The organism is Kitasatospora sp. NBC_00240, from assembly GCF_026342405.1.
In the GTDB taxonomy this organism is placed as follows: Bacteria; Actinomycetota; Actinomycetes; order Streptomycetales; family Streptomycetaceae; genus Kitasatospora.
In genome coordinates, this window is sequence record NZ_JAPEMU010000001.1 from 4,002,002 (window position 1) to 4,027,948 (window position 25,947).

General features: G+C 74.1%; 28 protein-coding genes. 17 read left to right on the forward strand and 11 right to left on the reverse strand.

From position 1 onward, the window contains the following. Positions 1 to 142: 142 nt before the first annotated feature. From OG689_RS16810 to OG689_RS16820, 3 genes are all read left to right on the forward strand, one after another. Complete coding sequence (locus OG689_RS16810) at positions 143 to 811, forward strand: TetR/AcrR family transcriptional regulator (protein ID WP_266321290.1); 669 nt, start codon at positions 143 to 145, stop codon at positions 809 to 811. Between the two features lie 137 nt (positions 812 to 948). Further along, on the forward strand, positions 949 to 1,176 hold the full coding sequence (locus tag OG689_RS16815; protein ID WP_073926244.1) for a DUF3107 domain-containing protein: 228 nt from the start codon (positions 949 to 951) through the stop codon (positions 1,174 to 1,176). Positions 1,177 to 1,355: 179 nt separating this feature from the next. Further along, on the forward strand, positions 1,356 to 1,667 hold the full coding sequence (locus tag OG689_RS16820; RefSeq protein WP_266321293.1) for a hypothetical protein: 312 nt from the start codon (positions 1,356 to 1,358) through the stop codon (positions 1,665 to 1,667). Between the two features lie 70 nt (positions 1,668 to 1,737). Here OG689_RS16820 and OG689_RS16825 read toward each other — a convergent pair whose 3' ends face one another. Further along, positions 1,738 to 2,466 (reverse strand): ferritin-like fold-containing protein, encoded by a 729-nt coding sequence (locus OG689_RS16825; protein ID WP_266321295.1) that lies wholly within the window; start codon positions 2,464 to 2,466, stop codon positions 1,738 to 1,740. Between the two features lie 794 nt (positions 2,467 to 3,260). Here OG689_RS16825 and OG689_RS16830 point away from each other — a divergent pair. The 6 genes from OG689_RS16830 to OG689_RS16855 all read left to right on the forward strand — a co-directional run bounded on the left by OG689_RS16830 (position 3,261) and on the right by OG689_RS16855 (position 9,354). Beyond that, positions 3,261 to 4,907, forward strand: a complete 1,647-nt coding sequence (locus OG689_RS16830) for a DEAD/DEAH box helicase (RefSeq protein ID WP_323189301.1) — start codon at positions 3,261 to 3,263, stop codon at positions 4,905 to 4,907. A gap of 289 nt (positions 4,908 to 5,196) precedes the next feature. After that, positions 5,197 to 6,063 carry an alpha/beta fold hydrolase gene (locus OG689_RS16835; protein WP_266321297.1) on the forward strand — a complete coding sequence of 289 codons (867 nt, stop codon included), beginning with the start codon at positions 5,197 to 5,199 and terminating at the stop codon, positions 6,061 to 6,063. Between the two features lie 427 nt (positions 6,064 to 6,490). After that, on the forward strand, positions 6,491 to 6,637 hold the full coding sequence (locus tag OG689_RS16840; RefSeq protein ID WP_190209534.1) for a hypothetical protein: 147 nt from the start codon (positions 6,491 to 6,493) through the stop codon (positions 6,635 to 6,637). 302 nt (positions 6,638 to 6,939) lie between these two features. Further along, the gene (locus OG689_RS16845; RefSeq protein WP_266321298.1) at positions 6,940 to 7,578 is read left to right on the forward strand and encodes a DUF6758 family protein; all 639 of its coding nucleotides are present in this window, start codon (positions 6,940 to 6,942) and stop codon (positions 7,576 to 7,578) included. Positions 7,579 to 7,722: 144 nt separating this feature from the next. Beyond that, positions 7,723 to 8,583: a PHP domain-containing protein gene (locus tag OG689_RS16850; protein WP_266321300.1), complete on the forward strand. Its 861-nt coding sequence runs from the start codon at positions 7,723 to 7,725 to the stop codon at positions 8,581 to 8,583. A 156-nt stretch (positions 8,584 to 8,739) separates the two neighbouring features. Then, complete coding sequence (locus tag OG689_RS16855; RefSeq protein WP_266321301.1) at positions 8,740 to 9,354, forward strand: MarC family protein; 615 nt, start codon at positions 8,740 to 8,742, stop codon at positions 9,352 to 9,354. A 31-nt stretch (positions 9,355 to 9,385) separates the two neighbouring features. On the opposite strand, the gene OG689_RS16860 is transcribed toward OG689_RS16855, so the two are convergent. After that, positions 9,386 to 10,033 (reverse strand): suppressor of fused domain protein, encoded by a 648-nt coding sequence (locus OG689_RS16860; protein WP_266321302.1) that lies wholly within the window; start codon positions 10,031 to 10,033, stop codon positions 9,386 to 9,388. 420 nt (positions 10,034 to 10,453) lie between these two features. On the opposite strand from OG689_RS16860, the gene corA reads away from it, so the two are divergent. Beyond that, positions 10,454 to 11,587, forward strand: coding sequence for a magnesium/cobalt transporter CorA (corA, locus tag OG689_RS16865; protein ID WP_266321303.1), 1,134 nt, complete (start codon positions 10,454 to 10,456; stop codon positions 11,585 to 11,587). Positions 11,588 to 11,682: 95 nt separating this feature from the next. Here corA and OG689_RS16870 read toward each other — a convergent pair whose 3' ends face one another. Continuing rightward, positions 11,683 to 12,543 (reverse strand): DMT family transporter, encoded by an 861-nt coding sequence (locus OG689_RS16870; RefSeq protein ID WP_266327203.1) that lies wholly within the window; start codon positions 12,541 to 12,543, stop codon positions 11,683 to 11,685. A gap of 234 nt (positions 12,544 to 12,777) precedes the next feature. On the opposite strand from OG689_RS16870, the gene OG689_RS16875 reads away from it, so the two are divergent. From OG689_RS16875 to OG689_RS16890, 4 genes are all read left to right on the forward strand, one after another. Further along, positions 12,778 to 13,338, forward strand: coding sequence for a hypothetical protein (locus OG689_RS16875; protein ID WP_266321304.1), 561 nt, complete (start codon positions 12,778 to 12,780; stop codon positions 13,336 to 13,338). 231 nt (positions 13,339 to 13,569) lie between these two features. After that, a complete protein-coding gene (locus OG689_RS16880; RefSeq protein ID WP_266321305.1) occupies positions 13,570 to 14,907 on the forward strand; it encodes a CBS domain-containing protein in 1,338 nt (445 codons plus the stop codon). Between the two features lie 100 nt (positions 14,908 to 15,007). Beyond that, on the forward strand, positions 15,008 to 15,529 hold the full coding sequence (locus OG689_RS16885; protein ID WP_266327205.1) for a DUF1003 domain-containing protein: 522 nt from the start codon (positions 15,008 to 15,010) through the stop codon (positions 15,527 to 15,529). Positions 15,530 to 15,586: 57 nt separating this feature from the next. Further along, the gene (locus OG689_RS16890; RefSeq protein WP_266321306.1) at positions 15,587 to 16,747 is read left to right on the forward strand and encodes an Mrp/NBP35 family ATP-binding protein; all 1,161 of its coding nucleotides are present in this window, start codon (positions 15,587 to 15,589) and stop codon (positions 16,745 to 16,747) included. Positions 16,748 to 16,856: 109 nt separating this feature from the next. Here OG689_RS16890 and OG689_RS16895 read toward each other — a convergent pair whose 3' ends face one another. The 4 genes from OG689_RS16895 to sigE form a co-directional block, all read right to left on the reverse strand. Then, positions 16,857 to 17,375 carry a hypothetical protein gene (locus OG689_RS16895; RefSeq protein ID WP_266327207.1) on the reverse strand — a complete coding sequence of 173 codons (519 nt, stop codon included), beginning with the start codon at positions 17,373 to 17,375 and terminating at the stop codon, positions 16,857 to 16,859. A 390-nt stretch (positions 17,376 to 17,765) separates the two neighbouring features. Beyond that, positions 17,766 to 18,206: a sec-independent translocase gene (locus OG689_RS16900; protein ID WP_266321307.1), complete on the reverse strand. Its 441-nt coding sequence runs from the start codon at positions 18,204 to 18,206 to the stop codon at positions 17,766 to 17,768. A gap of 114 nt (positions 18,207 to 18,320) precedes the next feature. Continuing rightward, the gene (locus OG689_RS16905) at positions 18,321 to 19,439 is read right to left on the reverse strand and encodes a zf-HC2 domain-containing protein (protein ID WP_266321308.1); all 1,119 of its coding nucleotides are present in this window, start codon (positions 19,437 to 19,439) and stop codon (positions 18,321 to 18,323) included. Continuing rightward, complete coding sequence (sigE, locus tag OG689_RS16910; RefSeq protein ID WP_266327208.1) at positions 19,436 to 20,152, reverse strand: RNA polymerase sigma factor SigE; 717 nt, start codon at positions 20,150 to 20,152, stop codon at positions 19,436 to 19,438. The genes OG689_RS16905 and sigE overlap by 4 nt, the downstream gene beginning before the upstream one ends. Before the next feature lie 335 nt (positions 20,153 to 20,487). Between sigE and OG689_RS16915 the strand changes: the two genes are divergently transcribed. After that, positions 20,488 to 21,120 carry an O-methyltransferase gene (locus OG689_RS16915; RefSeq protein WP_266327210.1) on the forward strand — a complete coding sequence of 211 codons (633 nt, stop codon included), beginning with the start codon at positions 20,488 to 20,490 and terminating at the stop codon, positions 21,118 to 21,120. Positions 21,121 to 21,244: 124 nt separating this feature from the next. Here OG689_RS16915 and OG689_RS16920 read toward each other — a convergent pair whose 3' ends face one another. Then, the gene (locus tag OG689_RS16920; RefSeq protein ID WP_014137929.1) at positions 21,245 to 21,412 is read right to left on the reverse strand and encodes a DUF3117 domain-containing protein; all 168 of its coding nucleotides are present in this window, start codon (positions 21,410 to 21,412) and stop codon (positions 21,245 to 21,247) included. Positions 21,413 to 21,721: 309 nt separating this feature from the next. Here OG689_RS16920 and OG689_RS16925 point away from each other — a divergent pair, with 309 nt between their 5' ends. Beyond that, positions 21,722 to 22,522 carry an enoyl-CoA hydratase-related protein gene (locus OG689_RS16925; RefSeq protein WP_266321316.1) on the forward strand — a complete coding sequence of 267 codons (801 nt, stop codon included), beginning with the start codon at positions 21,722 to 21,724 and terminating at the stop codon, positions 22,520 to 22,522. Between the two features lie 164 nt (positions 22,523 to 22,686). Here the strand turns inward: OG689_RS16925 and OG689_RS16930 are convergent, their stop codons facing one another. Next, on the reverse strand, positions 22,687 to 23,271 hold the full coding sequence (locus OG689_RS16930) for a DNA-3-methyladenine glycosylase I (RefSeq protein ID WP_323189302.1): 585 nt from the start codon (positions 23,269 to 23,271) through the stop codon (positions 22,687 to 22,689). Next, a complete protein-coding gene (locus OG689_RS16935) occupies positions 23,268 to 23,711 on the reverse strand; it encodes a DivIVA domain-containing protein (protein WP_266321317.1) in 444 nt (147 codons plus the stop codon). Before OG689_RS16935 ends, OG689_RS16930 begins: the two co-directional genes overlap by 4 nt. A gap of 174 nt (positions 23,712 to 23,885) precedes the next feature. Between OG689_RS16935 and folP the strand changes: the two genes are divergently transcribed. Next, entirely contained in the window at positions 23,886 to 24,698 is an 813-nt protein-coding gene (folP, locus tag OG689_RS16940) for a dihydropteroate synthase (protein ID WP_073926382.1), read from the forward strand. 333 nt (positions 24,699 to 25,031) lie between these two features. Here the strand turns inward: folP and OG689_RS16945 are convergent, their stop codons facing one another. Further along, positions 25,032 to 25,841 carry a TIGR00730 family Rossman fold protein gene (locus tag OG689_RS16945; RefSeq protein ID WP_073926260.1) on the reverse strand — a complete coding sequence of 270 codons (810 nt, stop codon included), beginning with the start codon at positions 25,839 to 25,841 and terminating at the stop codon, positions 25,032 to 25,034. Positions 25,842 to 25,947: the final 106 nt, after the last annotated feature.

Consider the following 25,947-nt stretch of genomic DNA (forward strand, 5'->3'; position numbering starts at 1 on the left):
CAGCCTTGGTCACGCCCGTATTGTGGGCTCCCGACAAGGGGGTTCCGTGCTTTTATCGGCTCCACCCGGCGCGGATGTGGTTACCCAAAAGTAGAATCAGTCACCTTGCCCGTGCTGTAGATCCCGTGAAGTGAGGAGCGCCGTGACGGCCATCCAGGAGGCGCAGGAGCGCCCGCGCGGTGCCCGCCTGCCGCGAAGCGCCCGCCGTGAACAACTGCTCGGCGCTGCCCAGGAGGTGTTCGTCGCCCAGGGCTACCACGCTGCGGCCATGGACGACATCGCCGACCGCGCCGGGGTCAGCAAGCCGGTGCTGTACCAGCACTTCCCCGGGAAGCTGGAGCTCTACCTCGCGCTGCTCGACAAGCACTGCGACGCTCTGGTGGAGGCGACCCGGACCGCGCTGTCGGCGACGACCGACAACAAGCAGCGGGTGGCCGCGACGATGGAGGCGTACTTCCACTACGTCGCCAGCGAGTCCGGCGCGTTCCGGCTGGTCTTCGAGTCGGACCTGACCAACGAGCCGGCCGTGCGCGAGCGGGTCGACCGGGCCGCCGACCTGAGCGCGACCCTGGTCAGCCAGGTCATCGCCGAGGACACCGACCTGCCCGAGGCGGAGGCCAAGCTGCTCGCGGCCGGCGTCTGCGGGCTGGCCCAGATCACCGCCCGCTACTGGCTCTCGCAGGGCCGGGAGATCCCGCACGACGAGGCCGTGCGCCTGGTCGCCAGCCTGGCCTGGCGGGGGCTCAAGGGCTTCCCGATGCACCCGGGCGAGCCGGGCGCGGAGGGCGGCGCCGAGTCCGCTGCCGAGTAGGCGATCTCCTGACCTTCACCTCAGCGCGCAGCTCGTGCTCTATGGTGAGGCTGTACGGCGCGGTGGCCACGAACGCCTGTTCCAGGGCGGTCCGGCTCCCGCGCGTGGATGGCTGCAACCCCGGAGGGACGGAAGCCGTGGAGGTCAAGATCGGCGTGCAGAACGCGCCCCGAGAGATCGTTCTCGAGAGCCCGCAGACTGCCGATGAGGTCGAGAGCGCGGTCGCGAAGGCGCTGGAGGGCACCTCGAAGCTCCTCACGCTGACCGACGAGCACGGCCGCCGCGTCATCGTCCCGGCCGAGCGCCTGGCGTACGTGGAGATCGGCGAGCCGACCGTCCGCAAGGTCGGTTTCGGCACCGCCTGAGACGGTCCACCGGTGCCCCGTCCCTCGTCGAGGGGCGGGGCACCGGTGCGTTCCCGGCCGGGGCACCGGTGCGGGCCCCGGTGGTGGGCCCGCACCGGTACGGGCGCCGGGTGTGTGCGGCCGTTCGCTTCCGGGTACGGGCACGGGCAGCCGCACACCGCGATCCCAGGAGGCAGCTCTTGCTCGTCGAACCGGTCGCCTTCGTCCTGATCGGCCTGCTGGTCGGCGCCTTCGCGCTGGCCTGGCACCCGGAGTACTTCCCGCCCTCGCGCGCCCTGACCCTCGGTACCGCCGTGGTGGCGGCGCTGGTCAGCGGGGTGATCGCGCACTACGCCCTGGGCGGGGCACTGTCGGCCCTGGTGCTGGCGATCTCGGCGACCGGCTCGGCCCTGCTGGTCTCGGTGCTCGCCCGGCCCGAACCGGCGGGCCGCCGGGCCGGTGCGCACCGCGACGGCGCCGGCCGGCACGCGGGCCGGCGACGGCCCGCGTGAGCGGCTGACGGCCGGCGGACCGCCGGGCGACCGTCCCGGCGGTCCGGAGGCCGGTCTCAGGAGAACGGGGTCAGGAGGCCAGCCCCAGCGCGGCCATCCGCTTGGTGTGCGCCTCGGTGATCCGGTTGAACATCTTGCCGACCTCGACCAGGTCGAAGCCCTGCACCTGCGCGCCGCCGACCAGCAGGTTCGACAGCGCGTCCCGCTCGGCCACCACCCGCTGGGCCTGGCTGAGCGCCTCGCCCATCAGCCGCCGGCCCCAGAGCGCCAGCCGGCCGCCCACCCGCGGGTTCTCCGCGATGGCCTGGCGGACCTTGTCGACGGCGAACTGGGCGTGGCCCGTGTCGGCCATCACACCCAGCACCAGGTCGCGGGTGTCGTCGTCCAGCCGGACGGCCACCTCGCGGTAGAAGTCGGTCGCGATGGCGTCCCCGACGTACGCCTTGACCAGGCCCTCCAGCCAGTCGGACGGCGCGGTCAGCCGGTGGAAGCCCTCCAGCGGCTCGACGAAGGGGGTCATCGCCTCGTCCGGGTCCGCGCCGACCGCGGCGAGGCGGTCGTGCAGCAGCTGGTAGTGCTGGAACTCGGCGGAGGCCATCCGGGCCAGCGCGGCCTTGTCGGCCAGGCCGGGCGCGAACTTGGCGTCCTCGGCCAACCGCTCGAAGGCGCTCAGCTCGCCGTACGCGAGGGCGCCGAGCAGATCCACCACCGCCGCCCGGTACCCCGGGTCGGCCGAGCGACTGGCCCAGTCACCGATCGAACCGGCCCCGACGTCCTGGGTCTCACCTTGGGTCTCCATGGCTCGCCACCTTAGCCCGCCCGGCTGAAGGCGCACGGAAGCCGGCGCTGTGCCGGTCGGCGGGTCCGCCCCGGCGGCCGGCGGCGTCGCCCCGGTCGGGGCCGGGATCCGGGCCGCGGCACCGGCCCGGCGGCCGACCGCGGCGCGGGCGACGGGATCCCCGGCCGGGCGCGGCGGCCGGCGGCCCCGGCGGCCGTGTCACCCGCGTCACGTGTTCGAGTCGTCGCGTGACTGTATGGTGGTAGGGAGGCCCGTAGTGCTCGCATGGTTCCGCCGCTTCCGGCGGACCGGGCGAGCCCGCTCCGAACGGATGTCGTCCTTGCCGGACACGTCCCGCCCGGATGCCGGGCGCTCACGTACGCGGATGCCCGGTCGGAGAGCCGATCGGCTCCGACCTTGGCTTGGACCTCAAGCCTTGGCACCGCATCAGTGGCCGAGCGAGGGCCGCCGCGGACCGCGCCCCCACGGTGCAGGTCCCGCGCCGGGTTCCCTCACGGGAAATCCTCCCCCACGCCGCCGGGCGACGCGCCTTCACGGGCCGTCCGACCTCGGCCGGCCGCAGGGACCGGCGCGGTTGTGCGTCCGACGCAGCTGTATTCGGGCCGATCCGGCCCGCCCGCAGCCGCGCGGCTGCCCGCCGCCCTCTCGCTCTCGGCCCCCCACATGGAAGAGGCAGCACCCTGTCCACCACCGCTGAACCCACGAAGACCACGTTCCGTGAGCTCGGAATCCTCCCGGAGACCGCCGAGGCCCTGGAGGCCGTCGGCATCATCCACCCCTTCCCGATCCAGGAGATGACCCTTCCGGTCGCCCTGACCGGCCACGACGTCATCGGCCAGGCCAAGACCGGCACCGGCAAGACCCTGGGCTTCGGCCTGCCGCTGATCGAGCGGGTCGTCGTGCGCGCCGACGTCGACGCCGGCCGGGCGACCGAGGAGCAGCTCTGCGACAGCCCGCAGGCGCTGATCGTGGTCCCGACCCGCGAGCTGTGCACGCAGGTCACCAACGACCTGCAGACCGCCGGCAAGGTCCGTAACGTCCGCGTGCTCGCCATCTACGGCGGCCGGGCGTACGAGCCGCAGGTCGAGGCGCTGAAGAAGGGCGTCGACATCATCGTCGGCACCCCCGGCCGCCTGCTGGACCTCGCCGGCCAGCGCAAGCTCGACCTCTCGAAGGTCCGCGCCCTCGTCCTGGACGAGGCGGACGAGATGCTCGACCTGGGCTTCCTGCCCGACGTCGAGAAGATCCTCACCATGCTGCCGGCGAAGCGGCAGACCCTGCTGTTCTCGGCCACCATGCCGGGCCAGGTCATCAGCCTCGCCCGCCGCTACATGAGCCAGCCGACCCACATCCGGGCCGCCGCGCCGGACGACACCGGCCACACCGTGGCCAACACCACCCAGCACATCTTCCGGGCCCACTCGCTGGACAAGGTCGAGATGGTCTCGCGGATCCTGCAGTCCGAGGGCCGCGGGCTGGCGATGATCTTCTGCCGCACCAAGCGCACCGCCGCCGACGTCTCCGACCAGCTGACCCAGCGCGGCTTCGCCGCCGGCGCCGTCCACGGCGACCTCGGCCAGGGCGCCCGCGAGCAGGCCCTGCGGGCCTTCCGCGGCGGCAAGGTCGACGTCCTGGTCTGCACCGACGTCGCCGCCCGCGGCATCGACGTCGAGGGCGTCACCCACGTCATCAACTACCAGTGCCCCGAGGACGAGAAGACCTACCTCCACCGGATCGGCCGCACCGGCCGGGCCGGCGCCTCCGGCACCGCCGTGACGCTGGTGGACTGGGACGACATCCCGCGCTGGCAGCTGATCAACAAGGCGCTGGACCTGAAGTTCCCGGAGCCGGAGGAGACCTACTCCACCTCCCCGCACCTCTACGAGCTGCTGAAGATCGCCCCCGGGACCACCGGCGTGCTGCCGCGCGCCGAGCGGACCCGGGCCGGCCTGGGCGCCGAGGAGGTCGAGGACCTCGGCGAGACCGGCGGCCGCGGCTCCCGTTCGGCCGGCGGCCGGACCCGGGGCGGCAAGCCCGCCGGCGGCTCCGGCTCCGGCCGCGGCCCGGCGGCTCCGGCCGCCGAGGTGGCCGAGGAGAAGCCCGCCCGCAAGACCCGTGAGCGTCGCCGCACCCGCGGTGGCACGACCTCGGCCGACGCGGTGGCCGACGGCGCCGTGGTCGAGGCCGTCGCCCCCGCGACCGCCGACGCCGCGGCCGAGGGCGAGGGCGCCCCGCGCCGTCGTCGTCGCCGCCCGCGCAGCGCCGCCGCCGGTGAGGGCACGGCCGCCGCGGTGACCGAGGCCGGCGCCGAGGCGCCCGCCAAGGCCGAGCCGAAGGCCGAGTCCAAGGCCGCCGACAAGACGGAGGGTGAGGCCGCCCCGCGCCGCCGCACCCGCACCCGCCGCCCGGCCGCCGGCGGCGAGGCCGCCCCGGCGGTCTGATCCGGCACCCACCGGGATCCGCACACCGGGGCGGGTCGGCCCCCAAGGGCCGGCCCGCCCCGGCCGTTCCCGGGCGCCGGCGGGCCCCTACGACGTGACCCGGCGACGCCGCCGGGCGCCCCGGCACCCCGTCGACCCGATGCCCGGCCCGGCGGGCCCCGCTGCTCCGTCCGGCCCAGCCGCCCGCCCGCCGCAGCGCCACGGCCGCGTCGGTGCGGCCTGGCCGCCGGGCCCGGTGGCTAGGCTCGGAAGGTACTGCGACCGGCCCCGCCCTGGAGGAGACCGCACGATGAGCACCCCGCCGTTCCTGACCCTGCCCGGCTGCGCGCGCTCGCTGCGGCTGACCACCGCGCGCGGGGAGTTCGCCGCCCTGTGGGCCGACCCGGCCGGCGCTCCGCTGGGGACGGCCCTGCTGGTGCCCGGTTTCACCGGGAGCAAGGAGGACTTCGTCGCCCTCCTGGAGCCGCTCGCCGAGGCGGGCTACCGGGTGGTGGCGGTGGACCAGCGCGGCCAGTACCAGAGCGGCGGTCCGGACGACCCCGCGGCGTACGCCGTCGCGGCCCTGGGCGCCGACGTCCGGGCGCTGGGCGCCCTGCTGGACGGCGCGGGCCCGCTGCACCTGCTGGGCCACTCCTTCGGCGGCCTGGTGGTCCGGGAGGCCCTGCTGGGCGCCGACGGGCCGCCGCCCTGGAGCTCGCTGACGCTGCTCTCGACCGGCCCCGCGGCGATCGACCCCTCCGAGGCCGCCCGCACCAAGCTGCTGGTGGACGCGCTGCAGACGATGGACCTGGAGTCCATCTGGCAGATCCTGCAGCAGATGGAGGAGGGCAGCGGCGACCCGGCCCGCCGTCCGGCCCCCGACGTGGCGCGGTTCCTGCACGAGCGGTGGCTGGCCAACGTCCCGCAGGCGCTGATCACCACCGGCGGGCACCTGATCTCCGGCCCGGACCGGGCGGACGAGCTGGCGGCCGCCACCCCCGGGCTGCCCAAGCTGGTGCTCTCCGGCGTGCGGGACTACGCGTGGCCGGTGGAGGAGCAGTCCCGGATGGCGCTGCGGCTCGGGGCCCGCCGCGTGATCATCGACGACGCCGGGCACTCCCCGAACGCCGAGCAGCCGGCTCGTACCGCCGCGGCACTGGCGCAGTTCTGGTCCTGACCTGCACGGATACACCCCCGGCCGAGGGCCGGGGCAGGTCCGGGAGGTGGGCGGACGCACACCTCCCGGACGGTTCCGGGATTTCTCGCGGGACAGAATTCGTTAGTTCCGGTAATATTTGAGTCTGTCCGGGAATCTTCGACCGTCCCGAGCCTGTTGAACCCGACGACAGCCTGTTGAACCGACGACCGGCCGTACGACTGCGCCGATCCACGCCAGTCAGCCGAAACCGGGACTTCACGGGCGGGCAACCACCCGGAATCAGCACCGCGCCACAGTGGTCCATGAGGTGCCGGCAGTCCCGGCGACCAGGGGGGCACGCTTGCAGCAGCAGACCGCCGAACGAACGACGCCACAGACCCTCAAAGGGCTGATCCCGACTCAGCCACAACCGCCCCGGTCACCGGGGCCAGGAAAGGAGAGGCCCATGCGCTTCGAAATTCTCCGACTGGACGACGCCCAGGGTGCCGCCACCGACCGGCTGATTGCCGACGCCGAGACCGTGAACGAGCTGGTCCAGGCTGCGGCCCGGACCGGTGAGCGTCTGCTCATCCGCCCGTGCAAGACCATCTGACGCCGCCCGGCGCAGCCCCGGCCGGGGGTCCGGAGTCCGCCCCGGACACCTGCGAAGCGCCCGCGTCCGACGTTCCGATACCCCACTGACGCCCTGTCACCGCACAGTCGATGACGGGGCGTCAGTGTGTTCCGGGGCGGGCCCGTGACGTTTGCCGCCGCCCGTCGCTGGACATCCCCTAGCCGGGACCGCCCGCACGGCCCGCCGGCGCGGGTGGCCGACGCACCGGCAGATGACGCGACGCACTCCGTACGGGTGATCGTCCTTGACGCGGCGGTCTGGAGGGAGGAGCGTTGTCGGCTATGAGGGGCGAGCCAAGCTGCCCGAGGTGCGCCGGTCGGGTCCGCGCCCCCGGTCTGTTCTCAGACACCTGGCAGTGCGACCGGCACGGAGCGGTGCACCCGATGCAGCCCGTACTGCCCCCGAGCGTGGAGGCACTGGGCGTGGCCGTGGCCCGCTCGCAGGTGCCCGTCTGGCTGCCCTGGCCACTGCCGGTCGGCTGGCTCTACACCGGGATCGCGCACGTCGGTGACGACCTTTCGGGCGCCCGGGCCACCGCCGTCGCCTGCGCCGGGCCCGCCCCGCTCGGCGGATTCGGCGAGCTGGTGCTGGTGGCCGAGGAGCTGGGCGTCGGTCTCGGCGCACGCTACGCCGGGCTGCCGGGCCCCGACCCGGGCGACTCCGTCTCGCTGTACAAACCCGCCGACGCCAAGCTGCTGGCGGCCGGACGGCCGACCCCGATGTTCCACGTGCCCGACGCCCCGCCCGACCGCGCGGTGTTCGCCGGCGAGGCCCGCGGCCTCTGGCTGTGGGCGATCGCCTGGCCCGAGCAGTCGGCCCTGGTGATGTACGACGAACTGGTGCTCACCGACCTGCGGGAGGCCGGCGCAGAGCTGGACCTGCTGCCCTGCGGGGCGCTCACCCCGCGCCTGCTGGGCTGACGGCGGCCGCTCCCGACGGGGCGGCGCCCGGGGCCGGACGCCCCGGACGCTCCGGGCGGTCGCCGACCGCGGTCGGCGAACGGCGGGCCCTGACTATCCTGAGGCGGACCCGGCGAGCGTCGACCCCCAGGAGCCCTGACACCCGTGCGCATCGATCTGCACGCCCACAGCAACGCCTCCGACGGCACCGACAGCCCGGCCGAGCTGGTGGCCGCCGCCGTCGCGGCGGGCCTGGACGTGGTGGCGCTGACCGACCACGACACCGTCTCCGGCCATGCCGCGGCCACCGCGGCGGTGCGCGCGCTGCCGGCCGGCAGCGGCCTGACCCTGGTGCCGGGCGCCGAGCTGTCCTGCCACACCGACGGCATCAGCCTGCACCTGCTGGCCTACCTGTTCGACCCGGCCGAGCCGGCCTTCGCGCAGGAGCGCGAGCTGGTCCGCACCGACCGGTTCCGGCGCGGCCGGGCGGTGGTCGAGCGCTGCCGGGAGCTGGGCGCGCCGATCAGCTGGGAGCAGGTGGAGCGGATCGCGGGCACCGGCTCGGTGGGCCGCCCGCACATCGCCAGCGCGCTGGTGGAGGCGGGCGTGGTGGCGACCGTCTCGGACGCCTTCACCGCCGACTGGCTGGCCAACGGCGGCCGCGCCGACGTCCGCAAGCACGAGACCGATCCGGTCGAGGCGGTCCGGCTGGTCCGGGCGGCCGGCGGGGTGCCGGTCTTCGCCCACCCGGGCGCGGTCAAGCGCGGGCGGACGGTCTCCGACGCGACCATCGCCGGACTCGCGGCGGCGGGGCTGGCGGCGCTGGAGGTGGACCACATGGACCACGACGAGGAGACCCGCGCCCATCTGCGCGGCCTGGCCGCCGACCTGGGCCTGCTCACCACCGGCTCCAGCGACTACCACGGCAGCCGCAAGACGGTCCGACTCGGCGAGCACACCACCGACCCGGAGGTCTACGAGGCGCTGCTGGCGCAGGCGACGGGGGCCGCGCCGATCGGCGCCTGACGACCGGCCCGGTCCGTGGCTCGCGCCGGCGCAGCCTGTCGGCGCACCCGGACGGCGCCCGCCCGCCCGCGCCTCCACGCGCCCGCACGAAAGTCCACCCGCGCGCCGTCAGGGTTCGCGGGGGCAACGGGCGTTCCACAACCGGACAATTCGGGCATGAGCTTCTTCGACGTCACGACGTTCGGGTCGCTGTTCGTCACCCTCTTCGTGATCATGGACCCGCCGGGCACCATCCCGATCTTCCTGGCGCTGACCTCCGGCCGGGCCCACAAGGTCCGCCGCCGGATGGCCTGGCAGGCCGCCGCCGTGGCGCTCGGCGTGATCACCGCCTTCGGCCTGTTCGGCCGGCAGATCCTGGACTACCTGCACGTCTCCGTCCCGGCGCTGCAGGTGTCCGGCGGCATCCTGCTGCTGCTGATCGCCCTCGACCTGCTGACCGGCAAGATCGAGGAGCCGACGCAGACCAAGGAGGTGAACGTCGCCCTCGTCCCGCTCGGCACGCCGCTGCTGGCCGGCCCCGGCGCGATCGTCGCCGTCATCCTGGCCGTCCAGGCCGCGGACACCGGCGCGCAGGAGCTCGCGGTGTGGTGCGCCATCGTCGTGATGCACGTCGTGATGTGGCTGACGATGCGCTTCTCGCTGCTCATCATCACCGTCATCAAGGAGGGCGGTGTGGTGTTGATCACTCGACTGTCGGGCCTGCTGCTCTCCGCGATCGCCGTCCAGCTGACCGCCGACGGTGTCTTCGGGTTCATCGCCGAACAGGGCTGAACCGCGCGGGGACGGCCGGCCTGAGGGGGGTTCAGTCCAGCGGGACGGCGCGGCGCAGCGGGTCCCGCAGGTCGGTCCCGTGCCGCAGCCAGAGCTCCTCCAGGGCGGCCGCGCCGTGCACCCGCTTCCAGCCGGCCTCGTTGGGCGTCATCGGCAGCAGCGGCAGGAACCGCACCGGGTCGGCCGGCTCGTCGAGCTCCAGGTCCGGCACCAGCCCGCCCGGCTCGGCGGCCAGCACCGAGGTGAACGGCGCGCCCGCCCAGAGCGGGGAGCCGAGGTCCAGCGAGCCGCCGGGCGCCACCACCAGACCCTCCACCTGCGGCGTCGCCGCGAAGGTGGCCAGCGTCCTGAGGACGTCGTCGCGCCCGCCCCGGACGGTCAGCACCAGCTCCGCGCGGGGCCCGCGCACCGGGTCGGCGACCGTCGCGGTCGGGTCCGCCATCGGCGTCGCGGCCATCCCCAGCGTGGCGTAGCGGACCAGCCCCTCGGCGTCCGGGCCGAAGCGCAGCACCTCGATCCGGTCGGTGCCGAGGAAGGTCACCGCCGCCCGGCCGCTCGGTTCGCCGAAGGTGGTCAGCAGCCGGGCCTCGACGGCGGCCAGCACGGCCTCGCGGGTGTGCCGGCCGGGGCCGTGCGGATCACTGGACGGATCGCCGAAGAGCGGGAAGTCGTGCGCCATGCCGGTGAGCGTAACCCGCGCCCGGCGACCGGCCCGTGAACACCCCAGCGGCGGGGCCCCGTCAGCTGTTAATGTGAGCAGCTGACCACCGGGGACTTCTGTCGCCCGGGGCAGCGGCGTGAAGGAGGTGGTTGCGGTGGATACCAGCCGACCATGCAGTACCGGCAGCTCTACCCGGCCCGGACGCCTTCCCCGTACCCCTCACCTCTCCAGCTGAAACAGCTGCGTCTGCCGAGGTGACTGAGGCGGCGTCACATCGGGCCGGGAGAGCACCCTCCCCGGAGCCTCGTCGTCCCGCATCGCGCCCCAGCAAGGCCGAGGGCCGACCGCAGGCACCGGATTCCATCGGTGTTCCTCGCCGCCGCACCACGGCCCCTCCGACGTGCCGCCGTGCGACGGCTCCTGCCCAAGGAGCCTGCCATGTCGATGATCAACAACCTGCGCGCCGCCGTCCGCCCGCACCGCCGCCGCCCGGGCGACGACGCGTACGACTCGATCCACCCCGGCCAGTCGCCCTCGGCGGTCGTCGACTGTGCGGTCTACCAGGACGGCAAGCGGCACGGCGAGAGCTGCAGCCCCCGCGAGGCCGCCCGCCGGGTCAAGGCCGCCAAGCAGCTCCAGGGCACCCCGGGTTCGTTCAGCTGGATCGGACTGCACGAGCCGACCGAGGCCGAGTTCGAGGGCATCGCGCAGCGCTTCGGCCTGCACCCGCTGGCCGTCGAGGACGCGGTGCACGCGCACCAGCGCCCCAAGGTCGAGCGCTACGACGACGTGCTGTTCGCCGTGTTCAAGACCATCCGCTACGTCGAGCACGACCAGCTCACCCCGACCAGCGAGGTGGTCGACACCGGGGAGCTGATGGTCTTCGCCGGCCAGGACTTCGTGATCACCGTCCGGCACGGCGGGCACAGCTCGCTGCAGGAGCTGCGGCGGCGGATGGAGCAGGACGTCGACAGCGCGGACGGCACCGCGCTGCTGGCCAAGGGCCCGTCCGCGGTGCTGCACGCGATCGCCGACCACGTGGTGGACAACTACCTGGAGGTCGCCAACCGGCTGCAGAGCGACGTGGACGAGATCGAGTTCGACGTCTTCGCCAACAAGGGCGGCAAGGGCACCGACGTCGGCCGGGTCTACCAGCTCAAGCGCGAGGTGCTGGAGTTCAAGCGCGCGGTGACCCCGCTGCTGCGGCCGATGCAGCAGCTCTCCGAGCCGCTCCAGCGGCTGGTCGACCCGGACATCCAGAAGTACTTCCGGGACGTCGCCGACCACCTGGCCCGGGTGACCGAGCAGGTGCACGGCTTCGACGAACTGCTGAACTCGCTGCTCCAGGCCAACCTGGCGCAGGTGTCGGTCGCGCAGAACGAGGACATGCGCAAGATCACCGCCTGGGCGGCCATCTTCGCCGTGCCCACCATGATCACCGGCGTGTACGGGATGAACTTCGACTACATGCCCGAGCTGCACCACAAGTACGGCTATCCGATGGTGCTGCTCGGCGTGGCGACCATCTGTGTCGGGATGTACCGGGGCTTTCGCCGCAACGGCTGGCTGTAACCCGACCGACGGGGCGCCACCGTCCGCCGCCGGACGCGGGCCCGCCGCGCCCGGGTGTCCCGCGCGGCGCCGGCGGCCCGGACCGTACGGGCGGCTCAGCGGCGGCCGCCGCGGGCCACCAGGACCAGCCCCAGCAGGATCAGCGCGACCGCCGGGTAGGCCGCCACCGGCGGCCACTGGCCCAGCCAGAGGGCCGCGATCAGCGCGGCGCCCGGCGTCTCCAGCAGGATCGCGGTGGACGTCACGGACGGGCCGAGGGTGCTCACCACCCGGTTGCTCAGCGAGTGGCCGAGCAGCTGCGCACTGACCATCAGCGCCACGATCTGCCACCACACCCCGCCCGACCAGCCGGCCAGCGGGGTCCCCGCCACCAGGCAGATCGCCAGCAGGACGACGGACGTGGTCGCGTAGCAGACCAGCGTGTACGCCGTCGTACTGACGCTCTTGCGGACCTCCGCGCCCAGCAGCACGTACCCGGCCGCGGCCAGGCCCGCCCCCAGCGCCAGCGCGTCACCGAGCAGCGCCCGCGGGGAGAGCGACAGGTCGACGCCGGTGAGCACCAGGACACCGGCGAAGGCCACGCACATGCCCGCCCACACCAGGCGTGGCGCGCGGACCCCGAACACCCGCATCAGCAGGATCGTCCAGAGCGGCGTGGTGGTCACCAACGCCGTCGCCGAAGCGACCGAGGTCATCCGCAGGCTGGGCATCCAGAGCGCGAAGTGCACCGCCAGCAGTGCCCCGGCCGCCGTCGCGAGCAGCAGGGCCCGGCGGCCGATCCCCCGCAGCTCGGCCCGGTGGCGCAGCAGCGCGTACGGGCCCAGCAGGCCGACCGACATCACGTTGCGCCAGAGCGCGATCGCCAGGGCGGGCGCGGCGGTGGCGCTGATCAGCGGGGCGGAGAGGGAGATGCCGCCGATGGAGACGGCGAGCAGCAGCAGGTCGGTCCTGGGCAGGGCGGGCCGGGCCGGCGCGGTGCCGGTGGTGACGGGAACGGCGGTGTCGGCGGCGTCGGACCGGACGGCTGGCACGGCTCTCCTCTGGTGGTCGCACCACGCGGCGGGTGGTCGCGGGTGACGGGGGCCGGCGGTTCGCCGGACGTCACCAAGGTAAGGCCCCTTTCCACCGGACGGAACTGTCGTCCTGACCGCTGAGACACCCGGTGGGCACCAGGCCGTACGCTGTCCGCCATGGACCGCACGCCTGCCGCCGCCGCGACCGCCGCCGACTTCCTGGACCGGGCCCTCCTGGAGGAGGCCGCGAAGAAGTCCGGGCTGCTCTGGGTCCGCGCCGACGGGCAGCAGCAGAGCCGGGCCCTGTGGCACGCCTGGTACGACGGCGCGGTGGTCGTGGTCGGCGACGGCGCCGAGCAGCCGCTGCACGGGCTCACCGCCGGCGGCGCCGCCGAGGTGACCGTCCGCAGCAAGGACAAGTGGGGCCGGCTCACCGGCTGGACCGCCCGGGTCGGCGAACTCGCCCCCGGCAGCGAGGCCTGGCTCGGCGCGGTCGAGGAGCTCAAGGGCAAGCGGCTGAACGCCCCCGACACCGACACCATCGCCGACCGCTGGGCCCGCGAGTGCCGGGTGCTGCGGCTGGAGCCGGCCGGCGCCGAAGGACGGCAACTCACCGAGCAGCCCGGCTCGATGCCGGAGGGCTCGCTGGCGGCCGCGCCGATGCCCTCGCCCGTCACCACCCGGCTGCCCGTGCCGGCCGGCCTGCCCAAGCTGCTGCTCAGGCGCCGGGGGCGCTGACCGCCACCGGGCCGCCGCCCCGGCGTGGCGCGCCGTCACCACCGGCCGGACGCCGCCCCGGACACCTGCCCACCGCCGCCCGCCCGCCGGCACCCCGCCCCCGCAACCCGCCCGTCGCCGCGCCGTCACCGCCGGGCCGTGCCTCGGCGGGCTGCGCCCCGCCCGCCCGGGTAGCCTTGGCCGCGAGCGTCAGGGCGGGCGCCGTACGGGCAGCGAGGGAGTCGAGGAGCCATGGCAGGGGCAGGCAGCCGGGTCTTCATCTCCCACCTCTCGGGCGTGGCGGTCTTCGACCCCAACGCCGACCAGGTCGGCCGGGTCCGGGACGTGGTGGTCTCGCTGCGGATCGGCGGACGGCCGCCCCGGGTGCTCGGGCTGGTCGTCGAGGTGGTCGGCCGGCGCCGGATCTTCCTGCCGATGACCCGGATCACCAGCCTGGAGTCCGGCCAGGTGCTCACCACCGGCGTGATCAACATGCGCCGCTTCGAGCAGCGCCCCTCCGAGACCCTCGTCCTCGCCGAACTGCTGGACCGCCGCGTGGTGCGCACCAGGACCGAGGAGGAGGTCACCGTCCTGGACGTGGCGATGGTGCAGACCCGGGTCCGCGAGTGGGAGATCAGCAAGGTCTTCGTCCAGATCGGCCGGCCGAGCCGGCTGCGCAAGGCCAAGGGCGAGACCCTCACCCTGGACTGGCACGACGTCACCGGCTTCTCGCTCGCCGAGGAGGACCAGGGCGCCGCCAACCTGCTCGCCACCTTCGACCAGCTCCGGCCGGCCGACCTCGCCAACGTGATGCACCACCTGTCCGCCAAGCGCCGCGCCGAGGTGGCCGCCGCGCTCGACGACGAGCGGCTGGCCGACGTCCTGGAGGAGCTCCCGGAGGACGACCAGGTCGAGATCATCGGCAAGCTGAAGGACGAGCGGGCCGCCGACGTGCTGGAGGCGATGGACCCGGACGACGCCGCCGACCTGCTCTCCGAACTGCCCGGTGACGAGGCCGAGCGGCTGCTCCAGCTGATGGAGCCGGACGAGGCCGCCCCGGTGCGCCGGCTGCTGACGTACGAGGAGAACACCGCCGGCGGTCTGATGACCACCGAGCCGATCGTGCTGGAGCCGGACGCCACCGTCGCCGAGGCCCTCGCGCTGGTACGGATCGCCGACAACAAGCCGGCCCTGGCCGCGCAGGTCTTCGTCTGCCGGGCGCCCAGCGAGACCCCGACCGGCAAGTACCTGGGCACCGTGCACTTCCAGCGGCTGCTGCGCGAGCCCCCGTACACCCTGGTCGGCTCGCTGGTGGACGACGACCTGGACCCGCTGCCGCCGGACACCCCGCTGTCCCTCATCACCAGCTACCTGGCGACGTACAACATGGTCGCCGCCCCGGTGGTCGACGAGGCTGACCACCTGCTGGGCGCCGTCACCGTCGACGACGTGCTGGACCACCTGCTGCCGGACGACTGGCGCGACGCCGCCCTGCACTCCCCCGACGGCGACGGCCCGTACGGCGGCGCCCACGACAACGGGACGTACGGCGACCGGGTCCACGAGAGGCAGGCCACCGGTGGACGCTGACCGCAAGGGGCGGCGGGAGGACACGCCGCGCCAGCGCCTCCAGGGCGAGCTCCGGCACCTGCGCCAGCTGCGCGAGAAGCGCGCCCGCGAAGGCAGCCGGATGCAGCGCACCGAGAGCGGCAGCAGCGGCACCGCGCGCACCCGGCTGGACCAGCCGCGGACCACCCGGCCCGGCCTGATCAGCCTGCCCGCGTACGACCCCGAGGCGTTCGGCAAGCTCTCCGAGCGGATCGCCCGCTTCCTCGGCACCGGCCGGTTCATCGTCTGGATGACGGTGGTGGTCATCGTCTGGGTCGGCTGGAACACCGTCGGGCCGGTCGCCTGGCGCTTCGACGACTACCCGTTCATCTTCCTCACCCTGATGCTCTCGCTGCAGGCCTCCTACGCGGCGCCGCTGATCCTGCTGGCGCAGAACCGCCAGGACGACCGCGACCGCGTCAACATGGAGCAGGACCGGGCCCGCAGCGAGCGCAACATCGCCGACACCGAGTACCTGACCCGCGAGGTGGCCGCCCTGCGCCAGGGCCTCGGCGAGGTCGCCACCCGCGACTTCATCCGCTCCGAGCTGCAGTCGCTGCTCAAGGAGATCGACGAGCGCCGGGAACCCTCCGAACTGCTGTGACCGGTGGCACGCTACCGGCGAGTCGGGCCGCACCACCGCGCGCCGTACCATCAAGGCATGGCCAACGAGACAGAGGTTGCGGCCGGCGTCACGGACGAGTCCGTACGGGCGGCGCTGGCAACCGTGAACGACCCGGAGATCAACCGACCGATCACCGAGATCGGCATGGTGAAATCGGTCGAGATCGCCGAGGACGGCGCGGTGCGCGTCGCGGTCTACCTGACCGTCTCCGGCTGTCCGATGCGCGAGACCATCACCACCCGGGTGACCGAGGCGGTCGCCGCCGTCCCCGGCGTGACCACCGTCGAGGTCGAACTCGACGTGATGAGCGACGAGCAGCGCAAGGAACTCTCCACCCTGCTGCGCGGCGGCGCCCCCGAGCGGGAGATCCCGTTCGCCAAGCCGGGCACCCTGACCCGGGTGTACGCGGTCGCGTCCGGCAAGGGCGGCGTCGGCAAGTCCTCCGTGACGGTCAACCTGGCCGCCGCGATGGCCGCCGACGGCCTCAAGGTCGCGGTGGTGGACGCCGACATCTACGGCCACAGCGTGCCGCGCATGCTGGGCGTCGAGGGCCGGCCCACCCAGGTCCAGGACATGATCATGCCGCCGTCCTCGCACGGCGTGAAGGTCATCTCGATCGGCATGTTCACCCCGGGCAACACCCCTGTGGTGTGGCGCGGCCCGATGCTGCACCGCGCGCTCCAGCAGTTCCTGGCGGACGTGTACTGGGGCGACCTGGACGTCCTGTTGCTCGACCTGCCGCCGGGCACCGGCGACATCGCGATCTCGGTGGCCCAGCTGGTGCCCAACGCCGAGATCCTGATCGTCACCACCCCGCAGATGGCCGCCGCCGAGGTCGCCGAGCGGGCCGGCACCATCGCGCTGCAGACCCACCAGAAGATCGTCGGCGTGATCGAGAACATGTCCGGCATGCCGTGCCCGCACTGCGACGAGATGATCGACGTCTTCGGCACCGGCGGCGGCCAGACCGTCGCCGACGCGCTGACCCGCTCGGTCGGCGCGAGCGTCCCCGTCCTCGGCTCGATCCCGATCGACGTCCGCCTGCGCGAGGGTGGCGACGACGGCACCCCGGTCGTCCTCGCGGCCCCCGACTCCCCGGCCGGCGCCGCCCTGCGCACCATCGCCGGCAAGCTGGGCGGCCGCCAGCGCGGCCTGTCCGGGCTCTCGCTGGGGCTCACGCCGAAGAACAAGTTCTGACGCCGTCCGACGGCACGAAGGGCGGGGCGGTGACACACCGCCCCGTCCTTCGCCGTCGTGCGAGCGGCGCGTCGCCCGGCCCGCGCCCCCGGGCGGCCGGGGCCGCGCGCTACGGGCGGGTGTACGTCGTGAGGTCGGGGACGGTCGAGAAGCCGACGCCGTACGCGCTGACGCCCCGGCCGTAGGCGCCCAGCAGGACGCCGGGGGCCTCGCCGGCCAGCACCCAGCCGTACTCGGACTCGCGGTAGCGGAAGGGCTGCGGGAGGCCGTTGACCGGGAGGCTGAGGGCGGACCAGCCGGGGCCCTCCAGGTCGTCGGCGAGGTCCCAGGCGAGGGCGGTCTGCTGGTCCATCCAGTCCTGGCGCAGGGCGCGGTCCAGCTGGCCGGGCCAGGTGGCGGCCAGCAGGCCGGAGCCGGCCAGCCAGGCGGCGGAGGAGGCCGAGGTGGCCTCCAGGGTGCCGGTGTTGTCGGCGCTGCGGCGCACGTCCCGGCGGGCCACCGTGACCACCACGGCGAAGCGGCGGACGTCCCGGGCCTCGTGCTGCTTGGCGGGCTCCTCGCCGTGACCGAGGGTGCCGTAGTCGACGCCGGCGCTCTGGCCGGCCCGCACGCCGGAGCCGGCCTGCATCAGCCAGCGGCGGCCGGTCCAACCCTCGTCCAGCCCGTACCAGGGGAAGTCCGCCGCCCGGTACGCCAGCAGCGGGTCCACCGGGCGGGCCCGGCCGCCCGGTACGGCGCCGGAGGCCGCGCCGGCCTCCGGTCCGCCGGCCGTCGCCGTTCCCACCGCATGACTCGTCGCGTCCATCCCCGGGCCTCCTCAACGCCTGTTCCCTGCCGCGGTGCGCTCCGATGACGGCGCTCCACGGCGTCCCCGCCGGGCCGGAAACGGCCCGGAAACGGCCGGTCCGCGCGACGGAGACAATCAGCACAATAGCGGCGGACATGCCGGCGCCCCGCTCAGCCGACCGGCCGGGCGGGGCGTTGGCGCGTCGTGGATCGGTCGGCGGCGGGCCGAGGATCAGGTCGCGTCCAGGTCGAACGGGGGGCGCTCACCGGCGGCGAGCGGCGCGCCGGCGGCGGCCGCCGACTCCACGGGCCCGGTCTTCTCCATGCTCACCGAGCCCGACCGGCCGTTCACCGACGGGGAGGGCCGGTCGTCCAGGACCGACTTGATGTCGAGGCTGTCGCGGATCTCCTTGAAGCCCAGCGGGTCCTCGGTGCCGCCCATGAGCTGCTTGCGGACGAAGGTCTTGGGGTGCAGGTCCTCGAACTCGAAGTCCTTGAAGTCCGGGCCGAGCTCGCTGCGGATGTCCTCCTTCGCGCTGTCGGCGAAGGAGCGGACCTTCCGGATGAAGCCCATCGTGTCCTGGATCAGCTTGGGGAGCTTGTCCGGGCCGAAGATCACGATGGCCATGATGACCAAGGTCAGGAGTTCAAGTGTGCCTATGTCTGTGAACACGCAAGCTCCCACACTGTCCGGACGGCGTCCCTACAGGGTAATGGCCGTCGGCCGGTACCGGGGCCTCGAAGTGATGAAGCCGTGGTGAAGTCCCACCGATCGCCGCAGGTGAGGTCAGCGCGGCCGGCCGGACCCGTCCCCGTACGGTCCGTCGCCGTGGAACCCGCCGCTGTACGGCGCCCCGCCGTAGGGGCTGCCGCTGACCGGGAGCCGGCCCGAGTCGCCGGGCACGGCCGCGGTACGGGTCGCCGCCACCGGCAGCACCGGGAAGTCGACCGGGACCTGTCCGCTCATCGGCACCGGAGCTCCGCCGACCGGGCCGCGCGCCGGGGTGACCGCCGTACCGGGCCGGTCGTCGCCCGCCGGGGCGGGCAGCCCGCCGACCCCGCCCAGGGTGACCGCGGCGACCGAGAAGGCGCCGGCCGCGGCGGCCGCGAAGACGAAGCGGCGGGCCCGCGGCTGCACCGGGCGCCCGGAGGCCCCGGAGGGCTCGGTGGCGGCCGCGGTGGGCGTCCCCGGCCCGGCGGCCGCCAGCGGTCCGCCCGAGCCCGTCTGCGGGCCGCGCCGGCCCATCAGGGGGCGCAGCACGGATCCCCGGCCGAAGGCTCTGGGGTCCACCCCGGGCAACGGGGCGTCCGCGCCGAGCGCGCCGGCACCGAACGGGGCGCCCGCGCCCCGCCCGAACGAGCCGCCGTTGAGCCGGCTGCCGCCGAGCGTGCCGGTGACGGCCGCCAGGCCGCCGCCGGGTCCGCCCCGGCCGTCGTCCGAGCGGTCGTCGCGGTCGTTGTCGTCGCGCCGGCCCTGCGCCCCGTCGTCGTCCTGCTGCTCGCCGAGGGCGCCGACCGCGAGCAGCCGGGCCATCAGCGTCGAGGAGGGTGCGGGAGTGCCGGTGTGGGTCAGCAGGTGTTTGACCGCGCGGCCGGCGTCGGCCTCGGCCAGGCACTGCGGGCAGGTCGCCAGGTGGGCCTGGACGCGGTCGCGCGAGTCGTGGCCGAGCTCGCCGTCCACGAAGGACGAGAGCCGCTCACCGAGATGGTGCTCCTCCGCGGGGGCTTCGGCGCTGCTGCGGACCGCGACCGGGAGCAGCCCGCTCTCCGGTCCGACGGGTACCCGCGGCGCCGCCGCCGGCTCGGGATCGGCGCCACCGCGCCGCCCCAGCTGCGCCCAGCCGCCGCGGCGGGACGGCGCCCTGCCGGACGACTCGTGCGGACCGGACCGGCCGACAGCACTCACGACCGCCTCCGTCCACGCCGGTCGGTGGCGCCCGCGTCACCGCCGACCGCACCGACCGCCACCGGCTCGTCGGAACCGCCGCGGCGCTCGCGCCCGGGGGCGGAGCCGGGGGCGCGGTGCTTGAGCGCGGCGCGCAGGTGCGAGCGGCCGCGGTGGATGCGGCTGCGCACGGTGCCGAGCTTGACGCCGAGGGTGGCCGCGATCTCCTCGTAGGAGAGGCCCTCGATGTCGCACAGCACCACGGCGGCGCGGAACTCAGGGGCGAGGGTGTCGAGCGCCTGCTGGACGTCGGCGTCGAAGTGGGTGTCGCTGAAGTGCTGGGCCGGGCTCGGCTCACGGCTCGGCAGCCGCTCGGCGGCGTCGTCGCCCAGGGCGTCGAAGCGGATCCGCTGGCGTCGGCGCACCATGTCCAGGAAGAGGTTGGTGGTGATCCGGTGGAGCCACCCCTCGAAGGTGCCCGGGGTGTAGGTGGAGAGCGAACGGAAGACCCGGACGAAGACCTCCTGGGTGAGGTCCTCGGCGTCGTGCTGGTTGCCCGTCAGGCGGTAGGCGAGCCGGTAGACGCGGGCGCTGTGCGCCTCGACGATCTCCTCCCAGGAGGGAGGGGTCCAGACCTGCGCGTCGGGGCCCTCGGCGAAGGTCGCCAGAGCAACGGGGGCCTCGGCGGTGCCGTCGGCCGGCTTGTCCAGGGGGGAGTGCGCAGGCTGGTTCATCACGGGCTCCGGCGTACGGGCCGACGTGGTGCCGCGGTGGTGCCGCCGCACAGGGACGTCGCCCTCGGCCACACCTCCTCGGTCGGCTCTTCTGCCCAGCAGGGCCACCACCATATCCACCTCACCCGTCAGATCCGGATAAAAGTGCTCAACCCCTGGTCGAGCACCCCTGCCGTGCGTTGTCGGCCGTTCGGTACGTACTCCCATCGCCCGTTCCCGACTTCACCAACGGCCCGCCGCCGGACGCGGTTCCCGGGCGGCCAGTAATCTGTGCCAGGAAATATCGACATCCGGTCGGCACAGGGCCGGCACCCGGCGCTCCGAAAGAGGCAGCCATCACCGAGTTCGGGTCAGCGCACGCGGCCCTCGCGGACACCTACGTGGATGAGGACGCCGTCCTGACCTACGCCAGGGCCCAGTCCGCACGGACGGGCATCCGCGCGATCGGGCCGAGCGGCGGGGCGTGCCTGCGACTGCTGGCCGCCGCGCTCGACGCCAAGGCGGTGGCCGAGATCGGCACCGGGACGGGCGTGTCCGGGGTCTACCTGCTGCGCGGCATGCGGCCGGACGGGGTGCTGACGACCGTCGACTCCGAGCCGGTCCGCCAGCAGTTCGCGCGGGAGGCGTACCTCGCGGCCGGCTTCGCGGCCAATCGGGCCCGGTTCATCCCCGGGCGCGCCCTGGACGTGCTGCCACGCCTCGCGGACGGCCAGTACGACCTGGTCTTCTGCGACGGCGACCCGGCCGAATCGCAGTCCTACCTTGCAGAATCGTTGCGCCTGCTGCGCCCTGGCGGCATGGTCTGCTTCGAGGGCGTCTTCCAGGAGGGCCGGCTCGCCGAGCCCTCCCACCGGGACGCGCAGACCCATGCCGTCCGCGAGCTGGTCCGGGACGTCCGGGAGAGCGAGGACCTGCTGCCCGCCCTGCTGCCGGTCAGCGACGGGCTGCTCTGCGCGGTCAAACGCTGACCCGCCCGGGGTGGGGCGGGCGCCGCCGGGCGGGCGTCCGCGGACGCCAGGGAGCCCGGGCCGACGGTGTGTCGGCCCGGGCTCCGTGCACATCTCAAGGAGATGAGGGGAACACCCGCTGCGGTCAGCCGCAAGCCTTCTTCAGGGCCTCGCCCAGGGCGTCGGCCTCGTCCGGCGTGAGTTCCACCACCAGGCGTCCGCCGCCTTCCAGCGGAACGCGCATGATGATGCCCCGCCCCTCTTTGGTGACCTCGAGCGGGCCGTCACCCGTCCGCGGCTTCATGGCCGCCATGCTCGTTCCCCTTCCTGCAACCGCGCAGCTACGTACCGGTTGTCCGTCCACCGCCGGTATCGAACGCATTGATCGGAAGCCATTATCCCGCATGCGGTGGCCTGATGACCAACATCACTCCCAGCACAACCGTGGCCGGACCCGCCGATACCGGGAGATTTCGTGCCAGAAGCCCCACGAGGACGGCAATACCGGTACCCGGGAAAGGTGCGATACCTCACACTCCCCAGGCGGCCGCCGGCTCCGGCATCCTGACACACACGACCCGCACCACCACCCACCCACCAAAAGCTGGGAGCCCACACCCTCATGTCCGACTCCGTGCTGTACGAGCTGGACGGTGGCCTCGCCGTCGTCACCATCAACCGACCGGACGCGATGAACGCGCTGGACACCCCCACCAAGGTGGCCCTGCGGGACACCGTCGCCGCCGTGGCCGAGGACCCGGCCGTCCGGGCCGTACTGCTCACCGGCGCCGGCGACAAGGCCTTCTGCGTCGGCCAGGACCTCAAGGAGCACCTGGGCCTGCTCAAGCGGGCCGAGGAGACCGGCGAGGGGGCGCTGCGGACGGTGGCCGAGCACTACAACCCGCTGGTCCGCGCGCTGGCCGGGATGCGCAAGCCGACCGTCGCGGCGGTCGGCGGCGTGGCGGCCGGCGCGGGCGCGTCGCTCGCCTTCGCCTGCGACTTCCGGATCGTGGCCGACTCGGCGGGCTTCAACACCTCGTTCGCCGGCGTGGCGCTGACCAGCGACTCGGGCGCGTCGTGGACCCTCCCCCGGCTGGTGGGACACGCCCGGGCGACCGAACTGCTGATGCTGCCCCGGACGGTCAAGGCCCCCGAGGCGCTGCAGCTGGGCCTGGCCAACAAGGTCGTGCCCGCGGCCGAACTCCAGGCCACCGCCCGGGCGTTCGCCAAGCAGCTGGCCGAGGGGCCGACGGTCGCCTACGGCGCGATCAAGGAGTCGCTGGCGTACGGCGCCTCGCACTCGCTGGACGAGCTCCTCGACAAGGAGGACGAGCTGCAGACCCTGGCCGGCGCCAGCGCGGACCACCGGATCGCGGTCGACGCGTTCGTCGCCAAGCAGACGCCGGTCTACCTGGGCCGTTGAGACCGGCGGCGGTCCGGGCCCCTGCCCGGGCCGCCGCCGCCCGGGCAGATGTCGGCGTGGCAGATGTCGGCGTGGCAGGCGTCGTCCGGGCCCGGGTCGTCCGGGCAGGCGTCGGTGTCGACACCGGGCCGACCGAAGAGCGGCGCCGTGGCCGGCCCGCGCGGCTACGGCTTGCCGGTGCCGGTCCGGACGTGACAGTCCGCCAGGTGGTCGTTCACCAGTCCGCAGGCCTGCATCAGCGCGTACGCCGTGGTCGGACCGACGAAGCGGAAGCCTTCCTTCTTCAGCGCCTTCGCCAGCGCCGTCGACTCCGGCGTCACGGCCGGCACCTCGGCCAGGGTCCGCGGCGCCGGCCGGTCCGGATCGCCGGCGAAGCCCCAGATCAGCGCGTCCAGCCCGCCGTCCAGGGCGCGGGCGACCTTGGCGTTGGCGATCGAGGCCTCGATCTTCGCCCGGTTGCGGATGATGCCGGTGTCCTGCAGCAGCGTTTCCACGTCGGCCGGGCCGAACTCCGCCACCTTCGCGATCTCGAAGCCCGCGAAGGCGGCCCGGAACCCCTCCCGGCGGCGCAGGATGGTGATCCAGGACAGCCCGGACTGGAACGCCTCCAGACAGACCCGCTCGAAGAGCGCGTCGTCGCCCCGGACCGGGCGTCCCCACTCCGTGTCGTGGTATTCCCGGTAGTCCTGGGCCGACTCGCCCCAGGCACAGCGCAGCAGGCCGTCCGGGCCCGCCAGCGTGCCGCTCAACGATCCGCCAGCGGCTCGTCCGACGCCGGACCGCCGGCCGCCGGCTGCGAGGTCTTCTCCAGCGAGGTGGCCGGGGCCACCACCTTGGCGAACTCCTCCAGGCCCGGCAGCGGCTCGACGCCGGGTTCGGCGTCCGGGCCGGCCTCGACCGCGCCCCGCAGCGCGGCGGCGGCCTCCAGCTCCGCGATCCGCGAATCCCGGTAGGCGAGCTCGGCACCGAGCCGGTCGAGCACGTCGTCCACCTCGTCCATCCGGTAGCCGCGCACCGCCATCGGCAGCCGGATCTCGTCCACGTCACTGCGGCTCAACGGCCGGTCCTGCGGGAGCCGCGCGGCAAGCCGGTCCTGCACCGCCTCCGGCAGCGAACCGCCACCGCCCAGCGCCACCAGCGCGGCGCCGCCGACCACCACGGCCATCGCCACCACGATCACCCAGAACACGAGCTGTCCTCCAGACGTCCGATCGGCCCCGCCAAGCGTGCCGACCCCTACAAAGTGCGAGCATGGTCCCCGAGTAGGCCGGGGGCCATCATCGCACCCGCAGCAGCTGTGGAGGAGACATCGGTGGCACTGCGCCTGGGACCGCGTGAATTCGGCGACGACGAGCTGGTGATCATGGCCATCGTCAACCGCACCCCGGACTCCTTCTTCGACCGGGGAGCCACCTTCGCGGACGAGGCCGCGTTCGCCGCCGCCGACCGCGCGGTGGCCGAGGGCGCGGCGATCCTCGACATCGGCGGGGTCAAGGCCGGCCCCGGCGACGAGGTCACCGTCGAGGAGGAACTGCGCCGCACCGTCCCCTTCGTGGCGGAGCTCCGCAAGCGCCACCCCGAGGCCGTGATCAGCGTGGACACCTGGCGGCACGAGGTCGGGGAGGCCGTCTGCGAGGTCGGCGCGGACCTGCTGAACGACGCCTGGGGCGGGGTCGACCCCGAACTCGCCGCGGTCGCCGCCCGCTTCGACGCCGGACTGGTCTGCACCCACGCCGGCGGCGCCGAACCCCGAACCCGCCCGCACCGGGTGGGGTACGAGGACGTGATGGCCGACATCCTCGACGTCACCGTCGGCCTGGCCGAACGCGCCGCCGCCCTCGGCGTCCGCCGGGACGCGCTGATCATCGACCCCGGCCACGACTTCGGCAAGAACACCCGGCACTCGCTGGAGGCCACCCGGCGGCTGCCCGAGATGACCGCCACCGGGTTCCCCGTCCTGGTATCGCTCTCCAACAAGGACTTCGTCGGCGAGACCCTGGACCGGCCGGTGGACGAACGGCTGCTCGGCACCCTCGCCACCACCGCCGTCTCCGCCTGGCTCGGCGCCCGGATCTACCGCGCCCACCAGGTCGCGGAGACCCGGCAGGTGCTGGACATGGTCGCCTCGATCAGGGGGAGCCGGCCGCCGGCGGTCGCCCGGCGGGGGCTGGCCTGACCTGTTGAGGCTCGGCTCGCCTCCGGGGCGCTCCTCTTGTTGGGGCTCGGCTCGCCTCCGGGGCGCTTTGATCCGGTACCGACGGTCATCGCTCCCGCGGCCGCTTCGCTCCCTTCCTCGCTCCCTCCCTTTCGGCACCGGCGCGCCCCTTCGGCTCGCTCGCAGTTGTGGCCTTCCGCAGGTCAGGGCGCGCGCGTGGTGGTGGCACAGGGCAGGGCGCACGAGTGGCGGGAGGGGTCCCTCCCGAGTCAGGTGGCCGGGGTGGCCCGGGAGCCGGCCTGTGAGAAGGCCGGGCCGGGCTCCCGGGGCCGGGCCTCGGGGCCCGGTCGCCGGTCAGATCTCGTGGTCGGGGCGGCGGGTCTCGGCGAGGATCTTCATGACCTCGTCGATGTCGTCGGTGATGTGGAACAGCTCCAGGTCCTTCGGGGAGGCCTTGCCCTCGGCGACCAGGGTGTTCTTCAGCCACTCGAAGAGTCCGCCCCAGTAGGCGCTGCCGAACAGCACCACCGGGAACCGGGTGACCTTCTTCGTCTGCACCAGCGTCAGCGCCTCGAAGAGTTCGTCGAGGGTGCCCAGGCCGCCCGGCAGGACGACGAAGCCCTGGGCGTACTTCACGAACATCGTCTTGCGGACGAAGAAGTACCGGAAGTTCAGCCCGAGGTCGACGAACTCGTTCAGGCCCTGCTCGAAGGGCAGCTCGATGCCGAGGCCCACGCTCAGGCCGCCGGCCTCCGAGGCGCCGCGGTTGGCCGCCTCCATCGCCCCCGGGCCGCCGCCGGTGATGACCGCGTAGCCGGCCTCGGCCAGGGCCCGGCCGATGGCCACGCCGGCCGCGTACTCGGGGGAGTCGACCGGCGTCCGGGCGGAGCCGAAGACGCTGATCGCGGCGGGGAGTTCGGCCAGCGCGCCGAAGCCTTCGACGAACTCGGAGGTGATCCGCCAGACCCGCCAGGGGTCGGTGTGCAGCCAGTCGGTGGGGCCGGTGGTGTCCAGCAGCCGCTGGTCGGTGGTGCTGGTGCCGACCTGGTCCCGGCGGACCAGCACCGGGCCCTTCTGCTTCTCCGGCCAGGCCTTCTTCCGCCCCGGCGCGCCGACCTGCTCCGGGCCGTGCCCGTAGTGCTTCTCGTCTCCTGTGCCTGTCATGACGAAACCCTACGCCTGTCACCCCCCGTTTCGGGGGAACGGCGGAGGGTCGGTACGGGGACGGCAGGTGGCGTCCGGGCGGCCACCCGGGAGCCGCGCGGCCGCC

Excerpts from the sequence above, each read along its gene's own strand:
- OG689_RS16860 (WP_266321302.1), bottom strand. The coding sequence starts at position 10,033 with ATGGCGCACGACTTCCCGCTCTTCGGCGATCCGTCCAGTGATCCGCAC.
- OG689_RS16855 (WP_266321301.1), top strand. The coding sequence starts at position 8,740 with ATGAGCTTCTTCGACGTCACGACGTTCGGGTCGCTGTTCGTCACCCTC.
- OG689_RS16830 (WP_323189301.1), top strand. The coding sequence starts at position 3,261 with ATGACCCTTCCGGTCGCCCTGACCGGCCACGACGTCATCGGCCAGGCC.
- OG689_RS16925 (WP_266321316.1), top strand. The coding sequence starts at position 21,722 with ATGTCCGACTCCGTGCTGTACGAGCTGGACGGTGGCCTCGCCGTCGTC.
- OG689_RS16875 (WP_266321304.1), top strand. The coding sequence starts at position 12,778 with ATGGACCGCACGCCTGCCGCCGCCGCGACCGCCGCCGACTTCCTGGAC.
- OG689_RS16895 (WP_266327207.1), bottom strand. The coding sequence starts at position 17,375 with ATGCAGGCCGGCTCCGGCGTGCGGGCCGGCCAGAGCGCCGGCGTCGAC.
- OG689_RS16835 (WP_266321297.1), top strand. The coding sequence starts at position 5,197 with ATGAGCACCCCGCCGTTCCTGACCCTGCCCGGCTGCGCGCGCTCGCTG.
- OG689_RS16885 (WP_266327205.1), top strand. The coding sequence starts at position 15,008 with ATGCAGCGCACCGAGAGCGGCAGCAGCGGCACCGCGCGCACCCGGCTG.
- OG689_RS16945 (WP_073926260.1), bottom strand. The coding sequence starts at position 25,841 with ATGACAGGCACAGGAGACGAGAAGCACTACGGGCACGGCCCGGAGCAG.
- OG689_RS16920 (WP_014137929.1), bottom strand. The coding sequence starts at position 21,412 with ATGGCGGCCATGAAGCCGCGGACGGGTGACGGCCCGCTCGAGGTCACC.
- sigE (WP_266327208.1), bottom strand. The coding sequence starts at position 20,152 with ATGAACCAGCCTGCGCACTCCCCCCTGGACAAGCCGGCCGACGGCACC.
- OG689_RS16845 (WP_266321298.1), top strand. The coding sequence starts at position 6,940 with ATGAGGGGCGAGCCAAGCTGCCCGAGGTGCGCCGGTCGGGTCCGCGCC.
- corA (WP_266321303.1), top strand. The coding sequence starts at position 10,454 with ATGTCGATGATCAACAACCTGCGCGCCGCCGTCCGCCCGCACCGCCGC.
- OG689_RS16825 (WP_266321295.1), bottom strand. The coding sequence starts at position 2,466 with ATGGAGACCCAAGGTGAGACCCAGGACGTCGGGGCCGGTTCGATCGGT.
- OG689_RS16880 (WP_266321305.1), top strand. The coding sequence starts at position 13,570 with ATGGCAGGGGCAGGCAGCCGGGTCTTCATCTCCCACCTCTCGGGCGTG.
- folP (WP_073926382.1), top strand. The coding sequence starts at position 23,886 with ATGGCCATCGTCAACCGCACCCCGGACTCCTTCTTCGACCGGGGAGCC.
- OG689_RS16840 (WP_190209534.1), top strand. The coding sequence starts at position 6,491 with ATGCGCTTCGAAATTCTCCGACTGGACGACGCCCAGGGTGCCGCCACC.
- OG689_RS16890 (WP_266321306.1), top strand. The coding sequence starts at position 15,587 with ATGGCCAACGAGACAGAGGTTGCGGCCGGCGTCACGGACGAGTCCGTA.